Source organism: Nocardiopsis moroccensis (assembly GCF_055763695.1).
On the sequence record NZ_CP199747.1, the window covers coordinates 4,225,287 to 4,244,557 of the forward strand.

General features: G+C 72.3%; 18 protein-coding genes. 10 read left to right on the top strand and 8 right to left on the bottom strand.

Features of this window, described 5'->3' with window-relative positions:
• Nucleotides 1-111 precede the first annotated feature (111 nt).
• Nucleotides 112-1,542, bottom strand: coding sequence for a MocR-like pyridoxine biosynthesis transcription factor PdxR (pdxR, locus tag ACUKCB_RS18675; protein ID WP_473036891.1), 1,431 nt, complete (start codon nucleotides 1,540-1,542; stop codon nucleotides 112-114).
• Nucleotides 1,543-1,609: 67 nt separating this feature from the next.
• Here pdxR and ACUKCB_RS18680 point away from each other — a divergent pair, with 67 nt between their 5' ends.
• The gene (locus ACUKCB_RS18680; RefSeq protein WP_473036892.1) at nucleotides 1,610-2,251 is read left to right on the top strand and encodes a pyridoxamine 5'-phosphate oxidase family protein; all 642 of its coding nucleotides are present in this window, start codon (nucleotides 1,610-1,612) and stop codon (nucleotides 2,249-2,251) included.
• Between the two features lie 19 nt (nucleotides 2,252-2,270).
• On the opposite strand, the gene dtd is transcribed toward ACUKCB_RS18680, so the two are convergent.
• Together dtd and ACUKCB_RS18690 are read right to left on the bottom strand one after the other, a co-directional pair.
• Nucleotides 2,271-2,696, bottom strand: coding sequence for a D-aminoacyl-tRNA deacylase (gene dtd, locus ACUKCB_RS18685; RefSeq protein WP_191276149.1), 426 nt, complete (start codon nucleotides 2,694-2,696; stop codon nucleotides 2,271-2,273).
• A gap of 62 nt (nucleotides 2,697-2,758) precedes the next feature.
• Nucleotides 2,759-4,609: a DUF2207 domain-containing protein gene (locus ACUKCB_RS18690; RefSeq protein WP_473036893.1), complete on the bottom strand. Its 1,851-nt coding sequence runs from the start codon at nucleotides 4,607-4,609 to the stop codon at nucleotides 2,759-2,761.
• A 228-nt stretch (nucleotides 4,610-4,837) separates the two neighbouring features.
• Here ACUKCB_RS18690 and ACUKCB_RS18695 point away from each other — a divergent pair, with 228 nt between their 5' ends.
• From ACUKCB_RS18695 to ACUKCB_RS18710, 4 genes are all read left to right on the top strand, one after another.
• Nucleotides 4,838-5,728: a neutral zinc metallopeptidase gene (locus ACUKCB_RS18695; protein ID WP_473041067.1), complete on the top strand. Its 891-nt coding sequence runs from the start codon at nucleotides 4,838-4,840 to the stop codon at nucleotides 5,726-5,728.
• A gap of 89 nt (nucleotides 5,729-5,817) precedes the next feature.
• Nucleotides 5,818-6,801, top strand: a complete 984-nt coding sequence (locus ACUKCB_RS18700; RefSeq protein WP_473041068.1) for a neutral zinc metallopeptidase — start codon at nucleotides 5,818-5,820, stop codon at nucleotides 6,799-6,801.
• Between the two features lie 92 nt (nucleotides 6,802-6,893).
• Nucleotides 6,894-9,293 (top strand): hypothetical protein, encoded by a 2,400-nt coding sequence (locus ACUKCB_RS18705; protein ID WP_473036894.1) that lies wholly within the window; start codon nucleotides 6,894-6,896, stop codon nucleotides 9,291-9,293.
• A gap of 527 nt (nucleotides 9,294-9,820) precedes the next feature.
• Nucleotides 9,821-10,617, top strand: a protein-coding gene (locus tag ACUKCB_RS18710; RefSeq protein ID WP_473040936.1) for an IS5 family transposase whose coding sequence is annotated in 2 segments (ribosomal slippage) — nucleotides 9,821-10,157 and nucleotides 10,157-10,617 — 798 coding nt in all. Because the reading frame shifts where the segments join, the coding sequence is not laid out codon by codon here.
• A 453-nt stretch (nucleotides 10,618-11,070) separates the two neighbouring features.
• Here the strand turns inward: ACUKCB_RS18710 and ACUKCB_RS18715 are convergent.
• The 4 genes from ACUKCB_RS18715 to ACUKCB_RS18730 all read right to left on the bottom strand — a co-directional run bounded on the left by ACUKCB_RS18715 (nucleotide 11,071) and on the right by ACUKCB_RS18730 (nucleotide 13,761).
• On the bottom strand, nucleotides 11,071-11,370 hold the full coding sequence (locus ACUKCB_RS18715) for a DUF2516 family protein (protein WP_191275256.1): 300 nt from the start codon (nucleotides 11,368-11,370) through the stop codon (nucleotides 11,071-11,073).
• 131 nt (nucleotides 11,371-11,501) lie between these two features.
• Nucleotides 11,502-12,446 (bottom strand): M56 family metallopeptidase, encoded by a 945-nt coding sequence (locus tag ACUKCB_RS18720; protein WP_191275258.1) that lies wholly within the window; start codon nucleotides 12,444-12,446, stop codon nucleotides 11,502-11,504.
• 5 nt (nucleotides 12,447-12,451) lie between these two features.
• Nucleotides 12,452-12,814: a BlaI/MecI/CopY family transcriptional regulator gene (locus ACUKCB_RS18725; protein WP_082206639.1), complete on the bottom strand. Its 363-nt coding sequence runs from the start codon at nucleotides 12,812-12,814 to the stop codon at nucleotides 12,452-12,454.
• A 404-nt stretch (nucleotides 12,815-13,218) separates the two neighbouring features.
• Entirely contained in the window at nucleotides 13,219-13,761 is a 543-nt protein-coding gene (locus ACUKCB_RS18730) for a DUF4352 domain-containing protein (protein ID WP_473036895.1), read from the bottom strand.
• A 664-nt stretch (nucleotides 13,762-14,425) separates the two neighbouring features.
• On the opposite strand from ACUKCB_RS18730, the gene ACUKCB_RS18735 reads away from it, so the two are divergent.
• From ACUKCB_RS18735 to ACUKCB_RS18745, 3 genes are all read left to right on the top strand, one after another.
• Nucleotides 14,426-14,950, top strand: coding sequence for an O-acetyl-ADP-ribose deacetylase (locus ACUKCB_RS18735; RefSeq protein WP_473036896.1), 525 nt, complete (start codon nucleotides 14,426-14,428; stop codon nucleotides 14,948-14,950).
• 123 nt (nucleotides 14,951-15,073) lie between these two features.
• Nucleotides 15,074-15,511 carry a hypothetical protein gene (locus ACUKCB_RS18740; RefSeq protein WP_473036897.1) on the top strand — a complete coding sequence of 146 codons (438 nt, stop codon included), beginning with the start codon at nucleotides 15,074-15,076 and terminating at the stop codon, nucleotides 15,509-15,511.
• Between the two features lie 4 nt (nucleotides 15,512-15,515).
• Nucleotides 15,516-15,680 carry a hypothetical protein gene (locus ACUKCB_RS18745; RefSeq protein ID WP_191275266.1) on the top strand — a complete coding sequence of 55 codons (165 nt, stop codon included), beginning with the start codon at nucleotides 15,516-15,518 and terminating at the stop codon, nucleotides 15,678-15,680.
• Between the two features lie 47 nt (nucleotides 15,681-15,727).
• Here ACUKCB_RS18745 and ACUKCB_RS18750 read toward each other — a convergent pair whose 3' ends face one another.
• Nucleotides 15,728-17,035 carry a cryptochrome/photolyase family protein gene (locus ACUKCB_RS18750; RefSeq protein WP_473036898.1) on the bottom strand — a complete coding sequence of 436 codons (1,308 nt, stop codon included), beginning with the start codon at nucleotides 17,033-17,035 and terminating at the stop codon, nucleotides 15,728-15,730.
• An 86-nt stretch (nucleotides 17,036-17,121) separates the two neighbouring features.
• On the opposite strand from ACUKCB_RS18750, the gene ACUKCB_RS18755 reads away from it, so the two are divergent.
• Nucleotides 17,122-18,081 (top strand): YbgA family protein, encoded by a 960-nt coding sequence (locus tag ACUKCB_RS18755; protein ID WP_473036899.1) that lies wholly within the window; start codon nucleotides 17,122-17,124, stop codon nucleotides 18,079-18,081.
• 169 nt (nucleotides 18,082-18,250) lie between these two features.
• Nucleotides 18,251-19,243: an alpha/beta hydrolase gene (locus ACUKCB_RS18760; protein WP_473036900.1), complete on the top strand. Its 993-nt coding sequence runs from the start codon at nucleotides 18,251-18,253 to the stop codon at nucleotides 19,241-19,243.
• Nucleotides 19,244-19,271: the final 28 nt, after the last annotated feature.

Sequence of the window (19,271 nt, forward strand, 5' to 3'; positions counted from 1 at the left end):
CCTGTCGGCCTGGCGGCTTCATCAGGGTTGGCCGCTCGGAGACCGCGCTCTGGCTCCCCGGGCCCGTTGACGGGCCTGGGGGTCAACGGGACCCGCCATGCCCGGTCCCGGTCAGGCCCGGGCGTACCTGTCCACGGCGCGGGCCAGCACCCGGCAGGCGCGCCGCAGTTCCCCCCGGCCCGCGGACCCGTAGCCGATGACCAGCCCGTGCACGGTCGGTGCTCCGTAACTGGTCCGGCTGGTGTCCTCCACCAGGACCCCCTCCTGCGCGGCCGCCCTGATCACGGGGGCCACCGCCGCCTCGGGCAGGCGCAGCAGTACGTGCAGCCCGGCCGTGTCCCCGGTCAGTCGGGGGCCGAGGTGTTCGACGAGCAGGGCGCGCCGTCGGGCGTACTCCAGGCGCATCCGGCGCAGGTGCCGGTCCAGGTCCCCGCGTTCGAGCAGGAGCGCCGTGGCCGCCTGGGGCGGGCCGCTGGTGCGGTCGGACAGCTCGGTCCGGACCCGGACGAGGCGCTGGAGCAGGGCGGGCTCGGCGACGATCCAGCCGATGCCGAGGTCGGGGTCGAGGGTCTTGGAGAGGGTGCCGAGCAGGACGACCCGTTCGGGGTCGAGGCCGTACAGGGCGGGCAGGGGCGCCACGTCGTAGCGGAACTCGGCGTCGTAGTCGTCCTCCACCACCAGGGCTCCGGTCCGGCGGGCCCAGGCCAGGAGGCGTTCGCGGCGGGGCAGGGGAAGGCGTCCGCCCAGCGGGTACTGGTGGGCGGGCGTGGTGTAGACGACGGAGAGGTCGTCCGGCAGGTCCTCGGTCCGGATGCCGTCGTGGTCGACGGGGCAGGGGACGATCTCCGCGCCCCGGGCGGCCAGGATGCTGCGGGCCTTGCCGTAGCCGGGGTCCTCCACCCCGGCGCGGGTCCCCGGTCCGAGCACGGCGCCGAGCAGGTCGAGGCCGTTGCCGGTGCCCCGGGTGACCAGGATGTTCTCCGGGCCCACCCGGACGCCGCGGGTGCGGCGCAGGTGTTCGGCCAGGAGTGCGCGCAGCTCGGGTCGGCCCCGGGGGTCGGGGTCGTCCGAGGGGGGTTGTTCGGCCGCGTGCCGCCAGGCCCGGCGCAGGGCCGCCCGGTCGTGGCCGTGGACCCAGGGCGCGCCCGGCAGCAGGTTGACCACGCCGTCCCGGCGCAGCTGCTCGCGGGAGGGGCGGTCGCGCCCGGTCTCCGCCTCCGCCTGCGTCCCCGCCCGCCATTCCGCTGCGGCGGGGAGCCCGTCGCGCCGGCCCGGGAGGGGCTCGTGTTCGGCGACGAAGGTGCCCGATCCGTGGCGGCCGTCGAGCCAGCCCTCCGCGTAGAGCTGCTGGTAGGCGTCGGTGACGACGGTGCGGCTCACCCCGAGCTGGGTGGCCAGGGCCCGGCTGGAGGGCAGCCGTTCACCGGCGCGGAGCGCACCGGAGGACATGGCCTCGCGGAGTTCGCCGGAGAGCTGGGCGGTGAGCGGGACGGTTGCGGAACGGTCGAGGCGGACCGGGGGCTCGGTGATGTGACGGGGCAAAGTGGTCTTTCACTTCCTGCCAGAAGTGGCCATGGTTCGGATATCCACTTCTGTCTAAGGTAGTCGCATGCTCTCCACCACCGAACGCACACGACTCAAGCGCGCCAAGCACAAGGCCCGGACCGACCGCGGTGAACTGTACGACCTCCTCGACGAGGGGCTGATCTGCCACCTGGGCGTGGTCGTGGACGGCTCCCCCCGGGTGCTGCCCACCGGCTACGGGCGGATCGGCGACACCCTGTACCTGCACGGTTCGACCGGCGCCCGGTCCCTGCGGGCGGAGGGCGAGGTGTGCGTGACGGTGTCCCTGGTGGACGGGATCGTGCTGGCCCGGTCCGGCATGCACCACTCGGTGAACCACCGTTCCGCGATGGTCTTCGGGACCCCTCGGCTGGTCACCGACGAGGAGGAGCGCACAGCCGGGCTGCGGGCGATCACCGAGCAGCTCGCGCCGGGCCAGTGGGACGTGGTCCGACGGCCCGACGCCAAGGAGATGGCGGCCACCCGGGTGCTCGCACTGTCCCTGGAGGAGGCCTCGGTGAAGGTGCGCACGGGGCCGCCGAACGACGACCCCCAGGACCACGCCACCCCGATCTGGGCGGGTGTGCAGCCGGTCCGGACGGTGTTCGACCCGCCGGTCACCGACCCCGGACTGGCCCACGGCCTGCCCGCCCCCGAGCACGTCCTGGCCCGGGTCACCGACCGCTGAGCGGGGACCGCCCCGCCCGTCAGGCCTCGACGATGACCGTGAACGGGCCCTCGTTGGTCAGGCCCACGGACATCTGCGCGCCGAACACCCCCGTGGCCACCTCCGCGCCCTGGTCGCGCAGCTCCCTGACGACCGCGTCCACCAGGGGTTCGGCGACCGGGCCGGGGGCGGCCGCCTGCCAGGTGGGGCGGCGGCCCTTGCGCGCGTCGCCGTAGAGGGTGAACTGGCTGACCACCAGGAGCGGGGCGTTGACGTCGGAGCAGGACTTCTCGTCCGCCAGGATCCGCAGCGTCCACAGCTTCCGGGCGACCTTGCGGGCCTCCTCCCCGGTGTCGGTGTGGGTGACGCCCACCAGGGCCATCAGGCCGGGCCGGGTGATCTCTCCGACCACCTCGCCGTCCACCGTCACCGAAGCGTGCGACACCCGCTGCACGACCGCGCGCATGGGTCCCCCCTCTGTTGTTCGTTCCTGTGCCCGCCACCGGCCGTACCGGCCCCGTGCGCCGCCTACTTCGTCCGTTGGAGCTGGTTGAGCAGCCGTGCGCGGCGCGTGCTCGCGATGACGCCGGTCAGGGTCACCACGAAGGTGTGGATGGAGTCCGCGAAGTCCTCGATCCGCCACTCGCTCGGACCCGTGTACCAGGCCAGGCCGTCCCCGGTGAGCTCCTCGGGGCTGAGGTCGGCGATCGCGGCGGCGGCGAGGATGTTGGCCCAGCGGTCGACGTCGTCGAAGATCACCGCGTAGGGAAGGTAGCGCGAGTACAGTTCCACGCGCTGCCCGGGCGGGGCGTTCTGGGACCGGGGGCTGAGCAGGTACTCGCGGAAGCCCACGGTGTGCGCGTAGACGGAGCTGCCGAGCCTGGTCTTGGCGGGCATGTACTGGGCGCCCGCGGTGACCGCGGCGCCCGCGATGATCACGGCCAGCCCGGAGAAGGCCGCGCTGGTGAACATGGCGAGGAACCCGGTCAGCACCACCCCCGCGGTGGTGAGCAGCATCCCGGTGAGCGTCCACACGCCCCGGACCCGGTCGGGCGGGCGGGAGAACCACTTGAGCCGCACCATGTCCCGGTACAGCTCCTCGCGGGCCCGGTCGATCCGTTCCGGGAAGTCCACGGACCGGCCGAGCGAGCCCACCTCGGACAGGCGTACCGTGCGCTGGTCGCCGAAGAGGGCGTCCAGCAGCAGCCACTCGTGCGAGAGCAGGCTCCTGCCGGGCGGCCCGTCGAGGCGGACCAGCCGCCAGTCCACCGAGGTGAAGTGTTCCTGCGGGAGTTCCTCCAGCCGGATGTACCCGCGCACGGCCAGGTCCAGGACCGCGCCGGTCAGGTCGGTGATGTCGACCGTCTCGTTCACGAGGGTCCCGATCTGGCCGGGGTGGACGCCGTCGGGCGGGGCGAAGCGCACGCGCCCGTGCTCGCCGGAGGCCACCGGGGCGTGGTCGCCCCCCGCGGCCTCCCTGCGCAGCGCGCGTTCGTCGCGGCCGCGGACGCGGATGAGCGCCACCAGACCGCCCACCAGGACCAGCAGCAGGAGCCCGAACGCGCTCCCGGTGGCCGGGGTGACCTGGAAGGCCGAGGCCAGCGACCAGCGGCGGGTGAGGATGGGTTCGCCCTCGGCGGTCCCGGGCGGGTAGTTGACGACGATGTCCAGCCGGTCGCTGGGGGTCATGTCGGCCTGGAGGAAGTGTGCGACGACCGCGTCCCCGCCCATGTCGGAGGCGGTGCAGTACATGGCGCTGCGGGGCTCCCCGGCGAGGCAGGACAGGGCCTCGGGCGGCATGGGCGCGGTGACGGTGACGTCCGTGGACTGAACGGTGTGGCTGTAGGCGCCCACGGCCCGCCACTCCAGTTGGACTCCCTGGGCGACCTCGCTGACGGTGCCCTCGACCCGGTAGCCGAGCTCCACCCCGCGGGTGCCCTCCGTGGGGATGTGCACGAGCAGGGCGCCGTCGGTCTCCTCGGTCTCGACCTGGAGGGCGGCGCCGTCGGAGTCGACCGCCGAGATCCCGCCGATCTCGAACCTGCGGTCGTGGTCGGTGTCATAGAGCATGGTGGCGGTGAGGGCCCGGGTGAACTCCTCGGGGGCCGGACCGTCGAAACGGATGGACTCCTCGCCGCGCAGCACGCCCGACTGGTCCAGTTCGAGGCGGATGTCGTTGGTGATGATCCGGTCTGTGGTGGAACGGTGGGCTGTGACCGCTGGTTCGCGCCCCGGTACTGTGGTCTCCGGTGCGGCCGCCGTCGCCGCGTGCGCCTCTCCTCCCGGCCACGCCACGGCGACCACCGGGACCAGCGAGGAGAACACGAGTAGGGCCGTCGCCAACACGACGGCCTGGCGCCAGGAGCCGACCCACCACATGTCGCGAGAGCCTATCCGGTCCGTACCCGGACCGTGCCCACAGGGCGCCCACAGTGGCGTCGCGTACCGGTGTTCCACGAAGGCGCCCGCCTGTCCCCCGGGCGTACCCGACAGCTCCCCGGGCGCACCGCGCCTCCCCCTGCGCGCGGGTCCGGTTCCGTGGTGAGGGCCCGGCGGCCCGGTCCGAGCACGGACCCGTGGGCGGAGCGCCCCGGCTTCCTCCAGCGGATGGGGGTGGGCGCCTCCCTCTCCCTGGGCACGGGCCTGGCCGCGATCGGGCTCACCGGGTTCCTGGCGTTCTCGGCGCTGCTGCCGTCGGCCCAGCCTGCCTGGGGGAACCCGCTCGGCCCGGACTCGGGCCAGCTGCTGGCCGGGGGCGAGGGCGAAGCCCCCTCCGAGGCGGAGCGGGTGTCGGTGGAGGACCCACTCGGGCGGAACCCGCTGTACGTACCCGGCGAGCTGGGTGAGGTGACCTGTACTCCGCCGGCCATGGACACCGAGGACCCGGAGTCGATGGAGGCGTTCGTGCACGCCATCGCCGACTGCCTGGACCAGGCGTGGGGGGAGTACTTCGAGGAGGCGGGCGTCCCGTTCTCCTCGCCCAACCGCGTGTACTGGCACGCGGAGGGGCACAGCCCGTGCGGGCCCTTCCCCAGCGAGGGCACCGCGGCGTTCTACTGCCAGGCCAACCAGGGCCTCTACCTGGGGGTGGAGGACATCGTGGCGGCGTCGGCCGGCAACAACGCCCCCGAAGCGTACACGTTCCTGCTCAGCCACGAGTACGGCCACCACGTGCAGGGGCAGTCGCGGATACTGGCCGAGTTCCGCACGCTGCGGGCCGACTCCGACGAGGAGACCGCGCAGGAGCTGACCCGGCGCAAGGAGCTCCAGGCCAACTGTCTGGGCGGGGTGTTCGTCGGCGCCTCCGAGGAGTCGCTCGGTTACGGAGCGTCCGAGCGAGCGAATATCCTCGACGACGTCGGGCGGCGCTCCGACCGGGCGGGCACGAGCACGCACGGGTCGGTGGAGAACGGTCGGCTGTGGACCGCGCACGGTCTGGACCGTGTGGACCCGGCGTCCTGCAACACCTGGGAAGCCCACGAGGAGCTGGTGCGGTGAGCGGTGGCCTGGGCCGCGGCGGCCCCGGTTTCGGGGGCTCCGGGTTCGACCGGACCGGAGTCGACGGGGTCGGCCCCGAGGATCCGGACGTGCACGCCCGCCTCGCCCACTCCCGCAGGGCCCACCGGACCAACCGGCGGGTGTTCGGTGCGGTGTGCGGCCTCCTGGTGGCCCTGCTGGCGCTGTCGCTGCTCTCCTGGACCACCGTCGACGGCAGCGGCCCCGCCACGGACACGGTGGCCGGGCGGGCGGACGACGAGGGGGACGACAAGCCCGGCCAGGGCGCCCCTGTCGAGGACACGCCCAGCGGTCGGCGGGGACTGCCCGGCACCGCCGTGCCCGATCGGCCCGTCGGGCGCACCGCCCTGGTCTCGAACCCGCTGTACGACACCGGGAGACTGAGCCCGCTGCCGTGCCCGGTCCCCGAGTTGGACGTGGAGAGCGCCGAGTCCATGGGCGGGTTCCTGCACCGGGTCGCCGACTGCCTGGACGACGTGTGGCAGACCCAGTTCGAGCGGGCCGGCATCCCGTTCTCCCCACCGGACCGGGTGTTCTGGGACGAGCCGGGGGTGAGCCCGTGCCGCGCCTACCCCTCGGCCGCGGGGGCGTTCTACTGCAGCGCGAGCGGCGCCGTCTACATCGGCACCTCGGACGTGGTGGACAAGTGGAACGGCTCGGAGGAGAGCGTCGTCTACGCGTCGCTGCTGGCCCACGAGTACGCCCACCACGTGCAGGGCGAGTCGGGTCTGCTGGAGTACTACCACGAGCAGCGCCGGCTGGAGGAGGACGACGCGGGCCGCAACTCGTGGACGCGCCGCAGCGAACTCCAGGCGAACTGCCTGGCGGGGGCGTTCCTGGGGTCGGTGCGGGTGAGCTACCCGTTGGGTGAGCAGGACCTGTTCGCGCTGCTGGACGACGCCTCGGCCACCGCGGACCGCGAGGACGGGCCTGAGGAGGAGCGCACGCACGGCTCCTCGGACAACAGTGTGCGGTGGACACGGACCGGCTGGGACGAGCAGTCCCCGGGAGCCTGCAACACCTGGGACGTGGACGACGAGGACCTGGTCGGCTAGCGCGCCCTCCCCGGTCGGACCCCGCCCCGGGTTTGTCCACAACCTCACGATGACCAGTGTCCCGTCACCACTTTGCGTGGCAGGATGCTGACATGCCGGATTCCCCCGAACTCCCCGGCTCGCACGAGCCGGTCAGCCGAACCCCCGCCCCCCGGACCCCCTGCGCCGAACCCGCCACGGCGCCCTCAGCCGTACCCGGCCCCGACCGGGTGGAACTGCGCGTGCACGGGGTCAGCGGCGGCCAGGCCGAGGAACTGCTGGACGTGGAGCCCGCCATGCGCGTGGGCGGCGACCGGCTCGCGGGTTTCTTCCGCTGGCGCCGCGAGCGGGACACCGAGACCGTCCCCGGGGTGCGGCGGGAGATCTTCGCCTGGGGCAACCTGACCTCCGGCAGCTCCTCGCGGGCGTTCTGGCTCCTGCTGCTGCCGTTCATGATGGTCAACGTGGCGTACTGGATGCGGCCCGGCCGGATGGACCGGGACCAGACCGGGGTCCGCAGGGCCGCCAGCACCGCCTACGGGGCCGGGGTCCGCCTGCTGGCGCTGTCCCTGACCGCGCTCATCACCCTGGCCGCGGCCGGGGTCGGGATGGACCTGGTGGGCTGGCAGTGCGCCGGGCAGGGGCAGGAGTGCGTCCAGGCGCGCCCCTGGTTGGCGTTCCTGGCTTCGGCCTCCTCCCCGCTGTCCGTGCCCGGCTGGGGGCTGGTGGTCGGGGCGGTGCTGCCCGCGGCGGTGGTCGCGGTGCTGTGGCGGCTGTCCAGACGGACCGCCGCCGACTACGAGGTGGTGACCGGTCCGGTGCCGCCCGAGCACACCGAGGACGCCCCGCTCAGCCATCCGGACTTCTGGCGCAACAGCGAGATCATGGCACGGCTACGGTCGGCGCACATCGCGGTCGCGGTCGGCACGGTCGCGGCGCTGCTGCTGGTCCCGCCGCTGCGGTACGACCTGTCCGCGCGGGGCGGGGACGCGCTGACCGACCCCGGGGCGTGGTGGTTCGGGTTGGTGCTGGCGGTCCTGTTGGGGGCGGTGGCGGCGACGAGCACCGCGAGTGTGCTGGTGCCCGGCGCCGATCCGCGGTGGAACGCCCGGGCGGACCGGTTCTGCCGGATCCTGCGGGACGCCATGCTCGTCCTGGTGGCGGTGGTGGCGGTGTACACGGTGTGGCCGCGGCCCGGTTGGGAGGCGTCGGGGCGGCTGCCGGGCAGCGGCACCATGCTGAACTCGCTCTTCGCGGCGCAGGGCGCGCTGGTGCTGGTGCTGCTGGTGGCGGCGCTGGTGCTGTTCTCGGTGGACCGGCCGCACCCGCGGACCGCGATGCGGGGGCTGGCGGGGCCGTCGACGGCGGCGCTGGGGGCGCTGCTGGGCGGCGGGTTCTCGGCGGCCCTGGTGTACCAGGGGGCGTTGTGGCTGAGCGGCTGTGGTTCGGTGAACGCACCGGAGACGGACTGTCTGGCGCTGTCGCCGCCGACGGCGTACTCGTGGCTGCAGTTGGCGTTCGCCTTCGAGGCGGTGATCGTGCTGGTCGTGGTGGCGGTGCTGGCGCTGCGGCTGCGCGGTGCGGTGCGGGCGGAGCTGCCCGAGGTGACCTCGTTGTACTCGCGGAGCGTGCGGGACCGGCGGACCTGGGAGATCGCCCGGGCCAGGGCGGCCGGGCAGATGACCGAGGTGCTGCCCAAGGTGCTGGGGGCGTTGCTGTTGCCGGTGGTGCCGCTGGTGGGGTTGGCGCTGTACTCGGCGCTCACCGGGAACCTGGTCGCCGCTCCGGTGGACGCTCCGACGGTGGTGGCCGGGGAGTTCCGGGGGGTCGCCCAGGACGCGTTGGACCTGCTGGTGGGTGTGGGTTCGATCCTGGGCGGGGCGTGTCTGGTGGCGCTGGTCTGGATCGGGCGGAGTGCCTACCGGGACCGGCCGACCAGGCAGGCCGTGGGCGCGGTCTGGGACGTGGGGACCTTCTGGCCCCGGGTGGCGCATCCCCTGGCGCCGCCGTCCTACGCGGAGCGCGCGGTGCCCCAGTTGGCGGCCCGGGTGGCGTGGATGGCCAGGGAGGGCGCCGCCGTGGTGTTGTCCGGCCACTCGCAGGGGTCGGTGCTGGCGGCGGCGACGGTGTGGCAGTTGCCGAGGGACTGCCGGGGCCGGATCTCGCTGGTGACCCACGGGTCGCCGTTGGACCGGCTGTACGCGAGGTACTTCCCGGCGTACTTCGGTCCGGCGTCGTTCAGTGACCTGACGGGGAGGGTGTCGGCCTGGCGGAACCTGTGGCGGGTGACGGACGCGATCGCGGGCCCGGTGCGACGTATGGGTCCGGAGGATCGTGGTGAGGCGGTGGTGGAGCAGGCGGAGCCGCTGCCCGACCCGCGCTGTTACGACGCGCCACCCGGGGAGGCGCGGCGCCCGGAGGTCTTGGGGCACTCGTACTACACGAGTGATCCGGCCTACGCGCAGGCGTTGTGCGAGGTGATGCCCACGCCGCCCGCGTCGGGGAACGGTTGAGTTCCGGGCGGATTTAGCCCTCCCTTTCGCGGTGATCTTGCTACCAGGGGCAACTTCGGCGCCGAACTTGCCCCTGGTAGCAAGATCACCGCGGTTCAGCCCTTTTCGGCAGGAGCGGACACCCTGCTGGCCGGGTTTCGGGCGTCACGGACTCCGGAGCCGGCCCCAGGCCACCCGTCGTTCCCCGCTGCTGCTGTTACGCAGCGGGCAAGGACCGGCCGCGACACGTTCAGGCATTGGGCACAGAGCTGGGAGGGGAGGGTCGGCCGAAGAGCCAGACCCGTGGTGCCCGGCTGGTCAGGGGGAAGGAGGCGGCTGTTCATCCTGCTGAGTTCTCGAAGCCTCCTGTTCACGGGAGTGCTCTCGGAGAGCCGACAGCACAGCGTTCCGCGTGACGTGGTATTTCAGGTACATCCACACAGCAACGAACAGCGCGGTGAGGGCCAAGGCGGACAGTGGCTCTGCAGGCATGGCCGCAGTCTAAGAGCTCATCTCATTTGGGTTCTCGATAACCTGGCCCGGTGTCGATGATTGAGCGGTTGGTGCCGGACGGACTGTGGGAGCTGTTCCAGCGGGTGGTGCCCGAGGCACCCACCCGACCTCAAGGTGGTGGGCGGCGCAGACACGGAGACCGTGAGGTGTTGGCCGCGATCATCTTCGTGGCGACCACCGGCTGCACTTGGGCCCAGCTCCCACCGGTCTTCGGCCCCTCCGGGCCCACCGCACACCGGCGTTTCAGCGAGTGGAGCCGGGCCCGCGTGTGGGCGAAGCTGCACCGCCTGGTCCTGGACGAACTCGGCTCCCGCGGTGAGCTGGACTGGTCGCGGTGTGCGGTTGACTCGGTCAACATGCGTGCTCTCAAAGGGGGGACCTGACAGGTCCCAATCCTGTCGATCGGGGCAAGAAGGGCGCCAAGATCCACTTGATCACCGATCGGACCGGGCTTCCGATTTCCATGGCGATCTCGGGTGCGAACCTGCACGACAGCCAAGCCCTGCAACCGCTGGTTCGCGCGATACCGCCCATCAGGTCCAGGCGAGGCCGCAGGCGACGCAAACCCGGAAAGCTCCACGGCGACAAGGGCTACGACTACAACCACCTGCGCCGATGGCTGCGCGAACGCGGGATCATCCATCGTCTGGCCCGCAAGGGCGTGGAATCCTCGAAGCGGTTGGGGCGGCACCGTTGGCAGGTCGAGCGCACCATGGCCTGGCTGGCCGGATGCCGCCGACTCCATCGTCGCTACGAGCGCAAGGCTGAGCACTTCCTCGCGTTCGCCGGCATCGCCTGCACGTTGATTTGCTTCCGCAGGCTCACCAAATGAGATGAGCTCTAACTTCGGTCCTTGGCAGGGTGTCTGAGTCATCTTCGCCAGCTGCACCGCATGGCCCGATTTTCCCGAAGGCCCAGATCAGTGGGACCCGGCAAGGACCCGGGTATTGGGGTCGGTGCTCCCCGCGCACGCGGGGATGGTCCGAGGATGCCGGAGCGCGTTCCCGCGCGCCCGAGGTGCTCCCCGCATGTGCGGGGATGGTCCGGAGTAGGTGTTTACCGCGGTAAACACAACGCCGCGCTCCCCGCATATGCGGGGATGAATTGGGCGAACGGCGAGTGGACCCGCGCGTTCGGATCCGCCGAATGGCGGGCGCTTCTGGGAACCGTGCGCGCGAACACGTGAGCACCAGGCAAAACAGCCCGTTGACCGAGGCCAAGCGCCTCACCCCGAAGGGCCGGGCGGGTGTGGCCCCGCCTGGCCCCAGAAGCCGGAAGACCGCCCCTAGTAGGGACCGTACGGGCCGTTGTTCTGGTTACCGCCCACACCCTTGACGGCGGGGCGCACGTCCAGCAGGAAGATGAGGGTCGCGACCAGGCCCAGGATGACGAACATGCCGGTACCGGTCAGCACCGCGAGCAGCGAGACACCCGTCGCGACACCGGTGAGGATGACCCACAGCTTCTTGGTCTGCTTGTCCATCACCACGAAGGCCTGCTCCGAGGTGCGCAGCGCCTCGATGAACGCGTAGAGGCTGGCCACGAAGGTCACGAGGTAGATCAGCTGCCAGATCCAGAAGAACAAGACTCACTCCAGTCGCCACACGCGTCCGAACGGGGTTCCGCCCGCTCTCCACGGTAAACGGACAGCGGCCGAAAATCGTGCCCGGTGGAGTCAGGGATCACAGCGACCGGCCATGCGCCGACCGGCGGGAATCAGATCGGGATGTGCCAGAGACAGGTGACGGTGGCCAGCAGAAAGGCCGACGCCCCCATGATCACCGCACCCGCGTGGTACGGGAGTTCGTCGTCGGGCCGCAGGAGGCGGTTGACGCGCTGCATCACGGCGGGCTCGGCGGCCTGCGCGGCGGCCATCGCCCCCACCGGGACCGGAGCGGCACCCGCAGCACCGAAGCGCAGCAGCGCCATCGCGAGCTCACGGGAGGAACTCCTGCGCCGCGCCTGGTCGTCCGCGCACATCTCGATGAGCAGCGCGACGCTCTCGTAGTAGGTCCGCACCAGCCGCACCCGCGGGAAGGCCCGCTTGAGCGAGGAGAACGGCAGCAGCACCAGGTCGTGGCGCTGGCGCAGGTGGGCGTGCTCGTGCGCCAGGACCGCGGCGAGCTCGCGGGTGTCGAGCACCTCCAGCGCACCGGCGCTGATCACCACCTGGGAACGCAGGACGCCGGGCAGGCAGTAGGCGGCGGCAGCGGGGTGGTCGACCACCCTCGCGCCGGGCACGTCGGGATGCTCGCTGGCCACCAGTTCGAGGAGGTCGTGGTGGCGCCTGCGCACCCGGACCACCTGGACGAAGGAGGCGACGAGCCCGGAGAAGAGCACCAGGGTCAGGATGACCGCCAGGGCCACGGCCGCCAGGTGGCTGACGCCCTCGACCCCCTGGGAGAACTCGGCCAGGAGGAGCTCACCGGTGAACAGGTCGGTCGCGGCGGCCATCAGACCGCCCGCGGCACCGAGTTCGTAGGAGGACAGGCCGTAGGCCAGCAGCGCGCCGATGGTGGACACACCCCAGGCCAGACCCAGGGCCTGCCAGGCGATGACAGCCGTGTAGGGACCGCGGGAGGGCCACTTCGCCCGATGGAGAGCCTCCATGGCGACGAGACAGCTCACCGCGACGAGGGTGAGGAGGGCGGCACTGACCATACGGACTAGTTCCTTGGCTGCTCGGTTTCCGCGAGTGCGCGCCGGAGCGCTTCAGCCTCCTGGCCGTCCATGGACTGGACGAAGGCGGCCAGGGCCGCGTCACGGTCCACCGTCTGACCGAGCGCGTCGAACATCAGCTCCGACACGTAGTTCTCACGGCTGGCTGCCGGACGGTACCGCCACGCACGACCCTCACGTGCCCGGTCGACGACCTTCTTCTTGGCCAGCCGGTCGAGCACCGTCATGACGGTCGTGTGGGCCAGATCCCGCTCGGCGAGTGCTTTGCCGACCTCGCGAACCGTCATTGGTTCGTTGCGTGCCCACAGTACATCCATCACCGCGCGTTCAAGTTCGCCAAGCCGATTCATATACCTAAGTCTACGATGGGTAGTACTACTTGCTGTGGCACCCCCGGGTTAAGTACGGATCACCCGTGGGGAAGGCTTTCAAGGCCCCGCGGTCAGGTCCGCACCGCGGCCCCCGCGACGGGTACCGCCGCCCCGGGGTGACCTGAACCCCCGCCCCGGGTGGGGGTGGTGTCACACCGTTCGAGGGAGAGAGCGGTCGTGGGCAGGCGCCATCACGATCAGCCCCCACCGCGGCCGTAATGAGTCCGGCGGCGGTGCCGAGGCCGACGGCGGCAGCGCCCCCCGGGGCGCCCTGGGGACGCGGCCCGACGCACACCGGGTCCGCCCCTGGCCGGGTCAGGGTGGGACCAAGCCCCCGGACCGGTGTTGGCGGCACCGCCCGGGGGCGTTCTCGTTGCGGGGTGTTACTGGACTTCTGCGACGATCGGGTCGCCCAGACCGAGGATGTCGCCCATCTCGACGGTGGCCACGTCGACCTCGCCGACGACGGCGATCTGCCCGGAGGCGCGCTGCCCCGGCTGGAGGGTGACGGCGTCGATGGTGTCGATGTCGGCGAAGATCGTGTTGGCCCAGTCACTCACGACCGTGCCGTCGGCGAGGATCGCGGTGAAGTTGATCGGGTTGACGTCGATCGGCTCGTCGGAGTCGTTGACGACCTCGATGTCGATCGCGGTGTAGACGGTGTCGTCGATCGTGTCGCCGACGGTGCCCGCGTTCGTGGCGGTCATCGTGACCGCGGACTCCTCGGCGGGCTCCTCCTCCGGCTCTTCCTCGGCTGCGGTCTCCTCCTCCTGCTCCTGCTCCTGTGACGTCGAGTTGGTGGCGGGTGCGGATTCCTCGGAGGTGTCGCTGGACAGCAGCGACATGCAGCCGCCGAGGAGTGCGAGGAGCAGGATGATGACGAGGCATCCGCCGCAGCCGAGTCCGACCTTCCCGCCGGTGGACATGCCCTGCTTCGGGGGCGGGGGCGGTCCGTGAGGCGGCGGCGGAGGCGGCCCGTAGGGGGGCTGTCCTCCGTAAGGGGGCTGCTGGGGACCAGACGGGGGCTGCCCCCCATAAGGAGGCTGCTGAGGACCGGACGGGGGCTGCCCCCCGTAAGGGGGCTGCTGGGGACCGGACGGAGGCTGCCCTCCATAAGGGGGCTGCTGGGGACCGGACGGAGGCTGCCCTCCATAAGGGGGCTGCTGGGGACCGGACGGGGGATAGGACATGGGGTGCTCCGGTCTGTACGCGGATGGGGGCAGCGGAGCGGGCGCCGCGAAGAGTGAACCCGAAAGAGCTTCGGGCCGGTGCCGCGCGATGAGCGGGGGCGGCTGAACGGCGAGCGTAGCCGAGTTCTTTTGCGGCTGCCACCGATTCGGGGTGGTTCGACCTCGGATGAGCCTTTCCGATGAAACCACGAGCCGCACACGGCATTCCGATTGGTTTACCGGGGTTGCCACTACATTGCCGTGGCGCCCCCGGACCAAGTACGGATCGCCTGCGGGGAAGAGTTTCGAGGCCCCGCGGTCAGGTCCGCACGGCGGCCCCCGCGACGGACACCGCCGCCCCGGGGTGGCATGTGCCCCCGCCCCGGGTAGGGGTGGTGTCACACCGTTCGAAGGGGAAAGCATGGCCGACCGGATGCGGATCAGCCTGTCCCGGGGGGACATCACCGAACAGCACGTGGACGCGGTCGTCAACGCCGCCAACAGCTCCCTGCTGGGCGGCGGCGGGGTGGACGGGGCCATCCACCGCAAGGGCGGCGGGGCCGTTCTGGCGGAGTGCCGGAAACTGCGGGCCTCCCACTACGGCGGCGGCCTCCCCGCGGGTCAGGCGGTGGCGACGACCGCCGGGAATCTGCCCGCCCGTTGGGTGATCCACACCGTCGGCCCCGTGTACAGCACCTCCGAGGACCGTTCCGCCGTGCTGGCCTCCTGCTTCACCGAGTCACTGCGGGTCGCGCACGGGCTGGGCGCGGAGTCGGTGGCCTTCCCCGCGATCTCCACCGGCGTGTACCGCTGGCCGCTGGACGACGCGGCGCGGATCGCCTCCGACGCCCTGCACAACGCCGAGGTCACGGTGCCCAGGGTGGAGCTGGTGCTGTTCAGCGAGACCGCGCTGGCCGCGTTCCGCCGGGCGTTCGACACCGCCTGAACAAGCCGCGCGGGCACCGTGCCAGAACACGCCTCGCCCGCGTCCGGCGGGGACCGCCGCCCCGGACGCGGGCGGGCGACCCGGGTCCCGCGCGCCGTCCGGGTCCGTCGTACCCTCCGTTGCATGGGACACCGGCATCCGAGCAAGCTCAAGAACCCCGAGGTGAGTCACGCGCGCGCCCGCTGGCTGCTGCGCGCCGAACTCGCCGGGTGCGACGCCTGCCGGGCCGAGGGCGACGAGGACGCCCTGTCCGACCTGTCGTCAGGCGGCGTCTTCGACTCCCTGATCACGGGTTTCGTCCTGTCCCGTGTCCAACAGTGGCACTCCCACAGCCGGCCCTCCCAGTACCCGGCGACGGTCTACCGCATCGCCCCCATCGACGAACGGGACTTCTGGCAGCCCCCCACCCAGCACTGCATGCGCGTGTGCACGGTGACGGGCGCGGAGGGCGACGGGGTGGACACCGTCCCCGCACTCCGGGAACTGCGCCTGATGTCGGCCGCGGACCGCTCCCTGGTCCTGGACGACATCATCGACGGGCTCGCCGAGACGGAAGGTTGAGACCTTGAAGCCCGCCCCCCAGCACCCACGACTCCCCCGACTGCCCCTGTCGGCCCCGGCCATGTCCCCCAAGCACGACAAACCCATCGTCGGTCTGTGCGAGAGGTGCGGTGAGTACCTCAACGCCGGGGTGCGCACCTGTCCCAACTGCGGTCACTACAACCGCTGACCGGCGCCTCCCCGGGTCGGTGGCACCCGGCCGCACGCGGTCCCCGTTCAGCGGCCGGGGTCGGCGATCGGCGCCGGGTAGCCGCCGACCCCGCCCTCCTCCCGCCACGGGGTGTGGGCGCGGGCCCCGGGCAGGTCCGCGAGCTCGGGCACGTAGCGCCGCACGTACACGCCCTCGGGGTCGAAGCGGCGGGCCTGGCGCGTGGGGTTGAAGGGGCGGTTGGGACGGGTGTCGTTACCGGTCCCGGCCACCCACTGCCAGTTCCCGTACTCATTGGCGACGTCCCCGTCGGTGAGGTGCGCGTCGAAGTGCGCGGCCCCCTCCCGCCAGTGCACGCGCAGCGTCCTGGTGAGGAAGGCCGCGGTGATCATCCGGGTGCGGTTGTGCATGAACCCCTCCCGGAGCAGCTGCCGCATGCCCGCGTCCACGACCGGCACCCCGGTGCGCCCCTCCTTCCACGCGGCGAGGGCGTCGGCGTCCCGGCGCCACTCGCGCCGGCGCGGCCGGTAGTCCCGGGTGTTGATCTGGGGGAAGACGGCCGTGACCTGGTGGTGGAAGTCGCGCCAGGCCAGTTGGCGGACGTACTCCGGGCCGCCGGTCAGGTCCCGGGTGCGCAGGGCCGTCTCCAGCGGTGACAGGCAGCCGAACCGCAGGTCGGCCGACAGGTGCGAGGTGGCGGCGCCGGGCAGGTCGTCGTGCCGGTCCCCGTAGTCGGCGAGGCCGCCCCCGATCCAGGTCCGCAGGCGTTCCCGCGCCGGGGTCTCGCCGCCGCGGACGCGGTCCGGGGCGAGGGCGCCCGCGCCGTCCGCCCCGTCCGCCAGGTCCGGCAGCTCGCCCGGTGCGATCCCCTCCGGCAGTCGGAGGCGTTCGGGCGCGGGCAGGAGTTCACGGCGCCGCGCGGCCTCCCAGGCACGCCAGTAGGGCGTGAACACCTTGTAGTGGTCGCCCCTGGCCGGGGTGAGGGCACCGGGAGGGACCACGGTCAGTCCGGGGTGGGTGCGCACCTCCAACCCGGTGGCCCGCAGGTCGGACAGCCGCCGCCGCGCGAAGGCGCTCACGCCCGCGCTCAGGTGGACGGTGCGCGCCCCGGTCTCCCGGGCCAGGGCGAGGACCTCGGCCGCCGTGTCGCCCCGGCGCAGGACCAGGTCGCCGCCGATCCCGCGCAGGCCGGAGCGCAGGTCGGCGAGGGCCTCACCGAGACAGGCGATGCGGTTGCGGGCGGCGCGGCGCAGGAGCGGGGGTTCGAGGACGAAGAGCGGCACGACCGTCCCGGAGCCGTGCAGCGCCGCGGTGAGCGCCGGGTGGTCGTGCAGGCGCAGGTCCTGGGTGAACAGGACGATGTCGGGGACACCCAACGGGACTCCTTCACTTTGCGATACCAAAACACTACTACGGGTGTCCATTGGTGGTTGTCCGGGGCCGCTCGGGGTAGGGGCCCAGCATGAACACACCTCCTCGGCCCGTCGTCGGGGTCTCCAGCTGCCTCATCGGCGCCCCGGTCCGCTACAACGGCGGCCACTCCCGTTACAAGTTCCTCACCGAGGAACTGGACCGGCACGTGGACTGGCTGCCCGTCTGCCCGGAAGCGGAGATCGGCCTGGGGGTCCCCCGGCCGACCCTGCGCCTGCAGGACTCGGAGGGCTCCGACCGGGTGATCTCCAGCAAGGACGGGACCGACCACACCGAGGACCTCGCCAACGTCGCCGACCGGCACCTGCGGGAGCTGCGCCGCCTGGACGGCTACGTACTCAAGAACAAGTCGCCGAGCTGCGGCCTGTACGCGCTCCCGGTGTTCGACGACAACGCCGACCGGCTGCGCGGAACCGGCCGGGGCGCCTTCGCCGCCCGGCTCACCGCCCTGCTGCCCGACCTGCCCGTGGAGGAACAGGGCCGCCTCTCCGACGCGGTGCTGCGCGAGCACTTCGTGGAGCGCGTGTTCGCGCACGCGCGGCTGCGCGCCCTGCTGGACTCGGATTGGCGCCCGCGCGACCTGGTGGAGTTCCACGCCCGGCACAAGCTCCAGCTGATGGCGCACTCCCCGGAGGGCTACCGGGAGACCGGGCGGATCGTGGCCCGGGCCGGCACCAGCGCCCCCGAGGAGATCGCGGCCTCCTACTCGGAGGCCTTCCACCGGGCGCTGGCGGTGAAGTCGAGCCGGGGCAAGCACGCCAACGCGCTCCAGCACGTCTTCGGGATGATCAGTCCGCTGCTGGACGACGCCCGCAGGCACGACCTGCTGGCCGGGATCGAGGAGTACCGGGAGGGGCAGGCGCCACTCAGCCTTCCGGTGGCGCTGCTGCGGCACCACTGCGCGGCGGAGGACGTGGCGTGGGCCGACAGCCAGACCTACCTGCGCCCCTACCCCGACCCCCTGCGCCTTCGCCACCCGGTGGCGGTCTGACCGGGGACGGCGCGGCGGCCTGACCGGGAACAGGTCGGCCCCAGACCGACGGCCCCGAGAGGGCACGTCGTATTTTCCACACACACAGATCACGTTCAACTACAGTGGGTCACATTCCTGGCCGTGTAGAACGCGGTTCCCGGCTGCCCCCGACCCGCGAGGTTCCGACGTGTTCGCCTCCTTCCCCCGACGCGCCACCGTGCTCGTCTCCTCCTGCGCCGTCATCCTGATCGCGGCGTCCCTGGCCACCACGTCCCCGGAACTGCTGGTCGAGCGGATCACCGGCCACCTGAACACCGCCGGACCCGAGCTGGCCCACGGGCACGCGCGCCTCCCGCCGGCCGCGGACTCCACGCCGGCACCGATCCCCCGCCCGGGCCAGGTCGCGGTCTGCGAGGAACCCGGCAGGAACGAGGTCGTCACCCTGGCCGACCCCGGCGCACCCGAAGGCGGGCGCCCCCTGTGGATCCGGCGCCCGCCCGGCCTGGACAGCGCCGACCTGCCCGTGCTCTACCTGCTGCACGGCTCCGCCTCCACCCACCGCACCCTGATGGAGGCGGACCTGGGCAGCCTCCTGGACCGGCAGATGTGCCGTTCGGGGGTCGAGTTCGTCATCGCCGCCCCCTACGGGCAGGAGACCGGCGGCACCAACACCGAGTGGGGCGACGCCCACGACAGCCGGTTCGCGCTGGAGAGCTTCGTCACCGGCCCCGTCGTGGCCGCGGTGGAGGGTGAACACCCCCGCCCCGACTCGCTGCGGGCCATCGGCGGTTTCTCCATGGGCGGCTACGGCGCCGCCGCCCTGGCCCTGCGCAACCCCGACCTCTACTCCCAGGTGGTGAGCTGGGCCGGGTACTTCCGGGTCGACGACCCCCACGGCACCTTCGGCGGGGACACCGACCCGCACTCCCCCGACCTGCTGTTGGACCGGGAGGAGGTGCGCGACCTCCGGTTCATGCTGGTGGAGGGGCGCCGGGACCACACCCCGCTCCAGCGGGGGAGCATCCACGGCGAGGCCGAACGGTTCGCCGGACTGCTCGAGGAGCGGGGTATGACGGTCGCCACGCTCCACCCCCGGGGCGGCCACGACCTGGACACGTGGAAGCGCACCTTCCCCGAAACCGTGGACTTCCTGGTGGCCGGGTGGTCCGCCAGGCCGTGACCCGGCCCGGGTCAACCCCGGCCCCCTC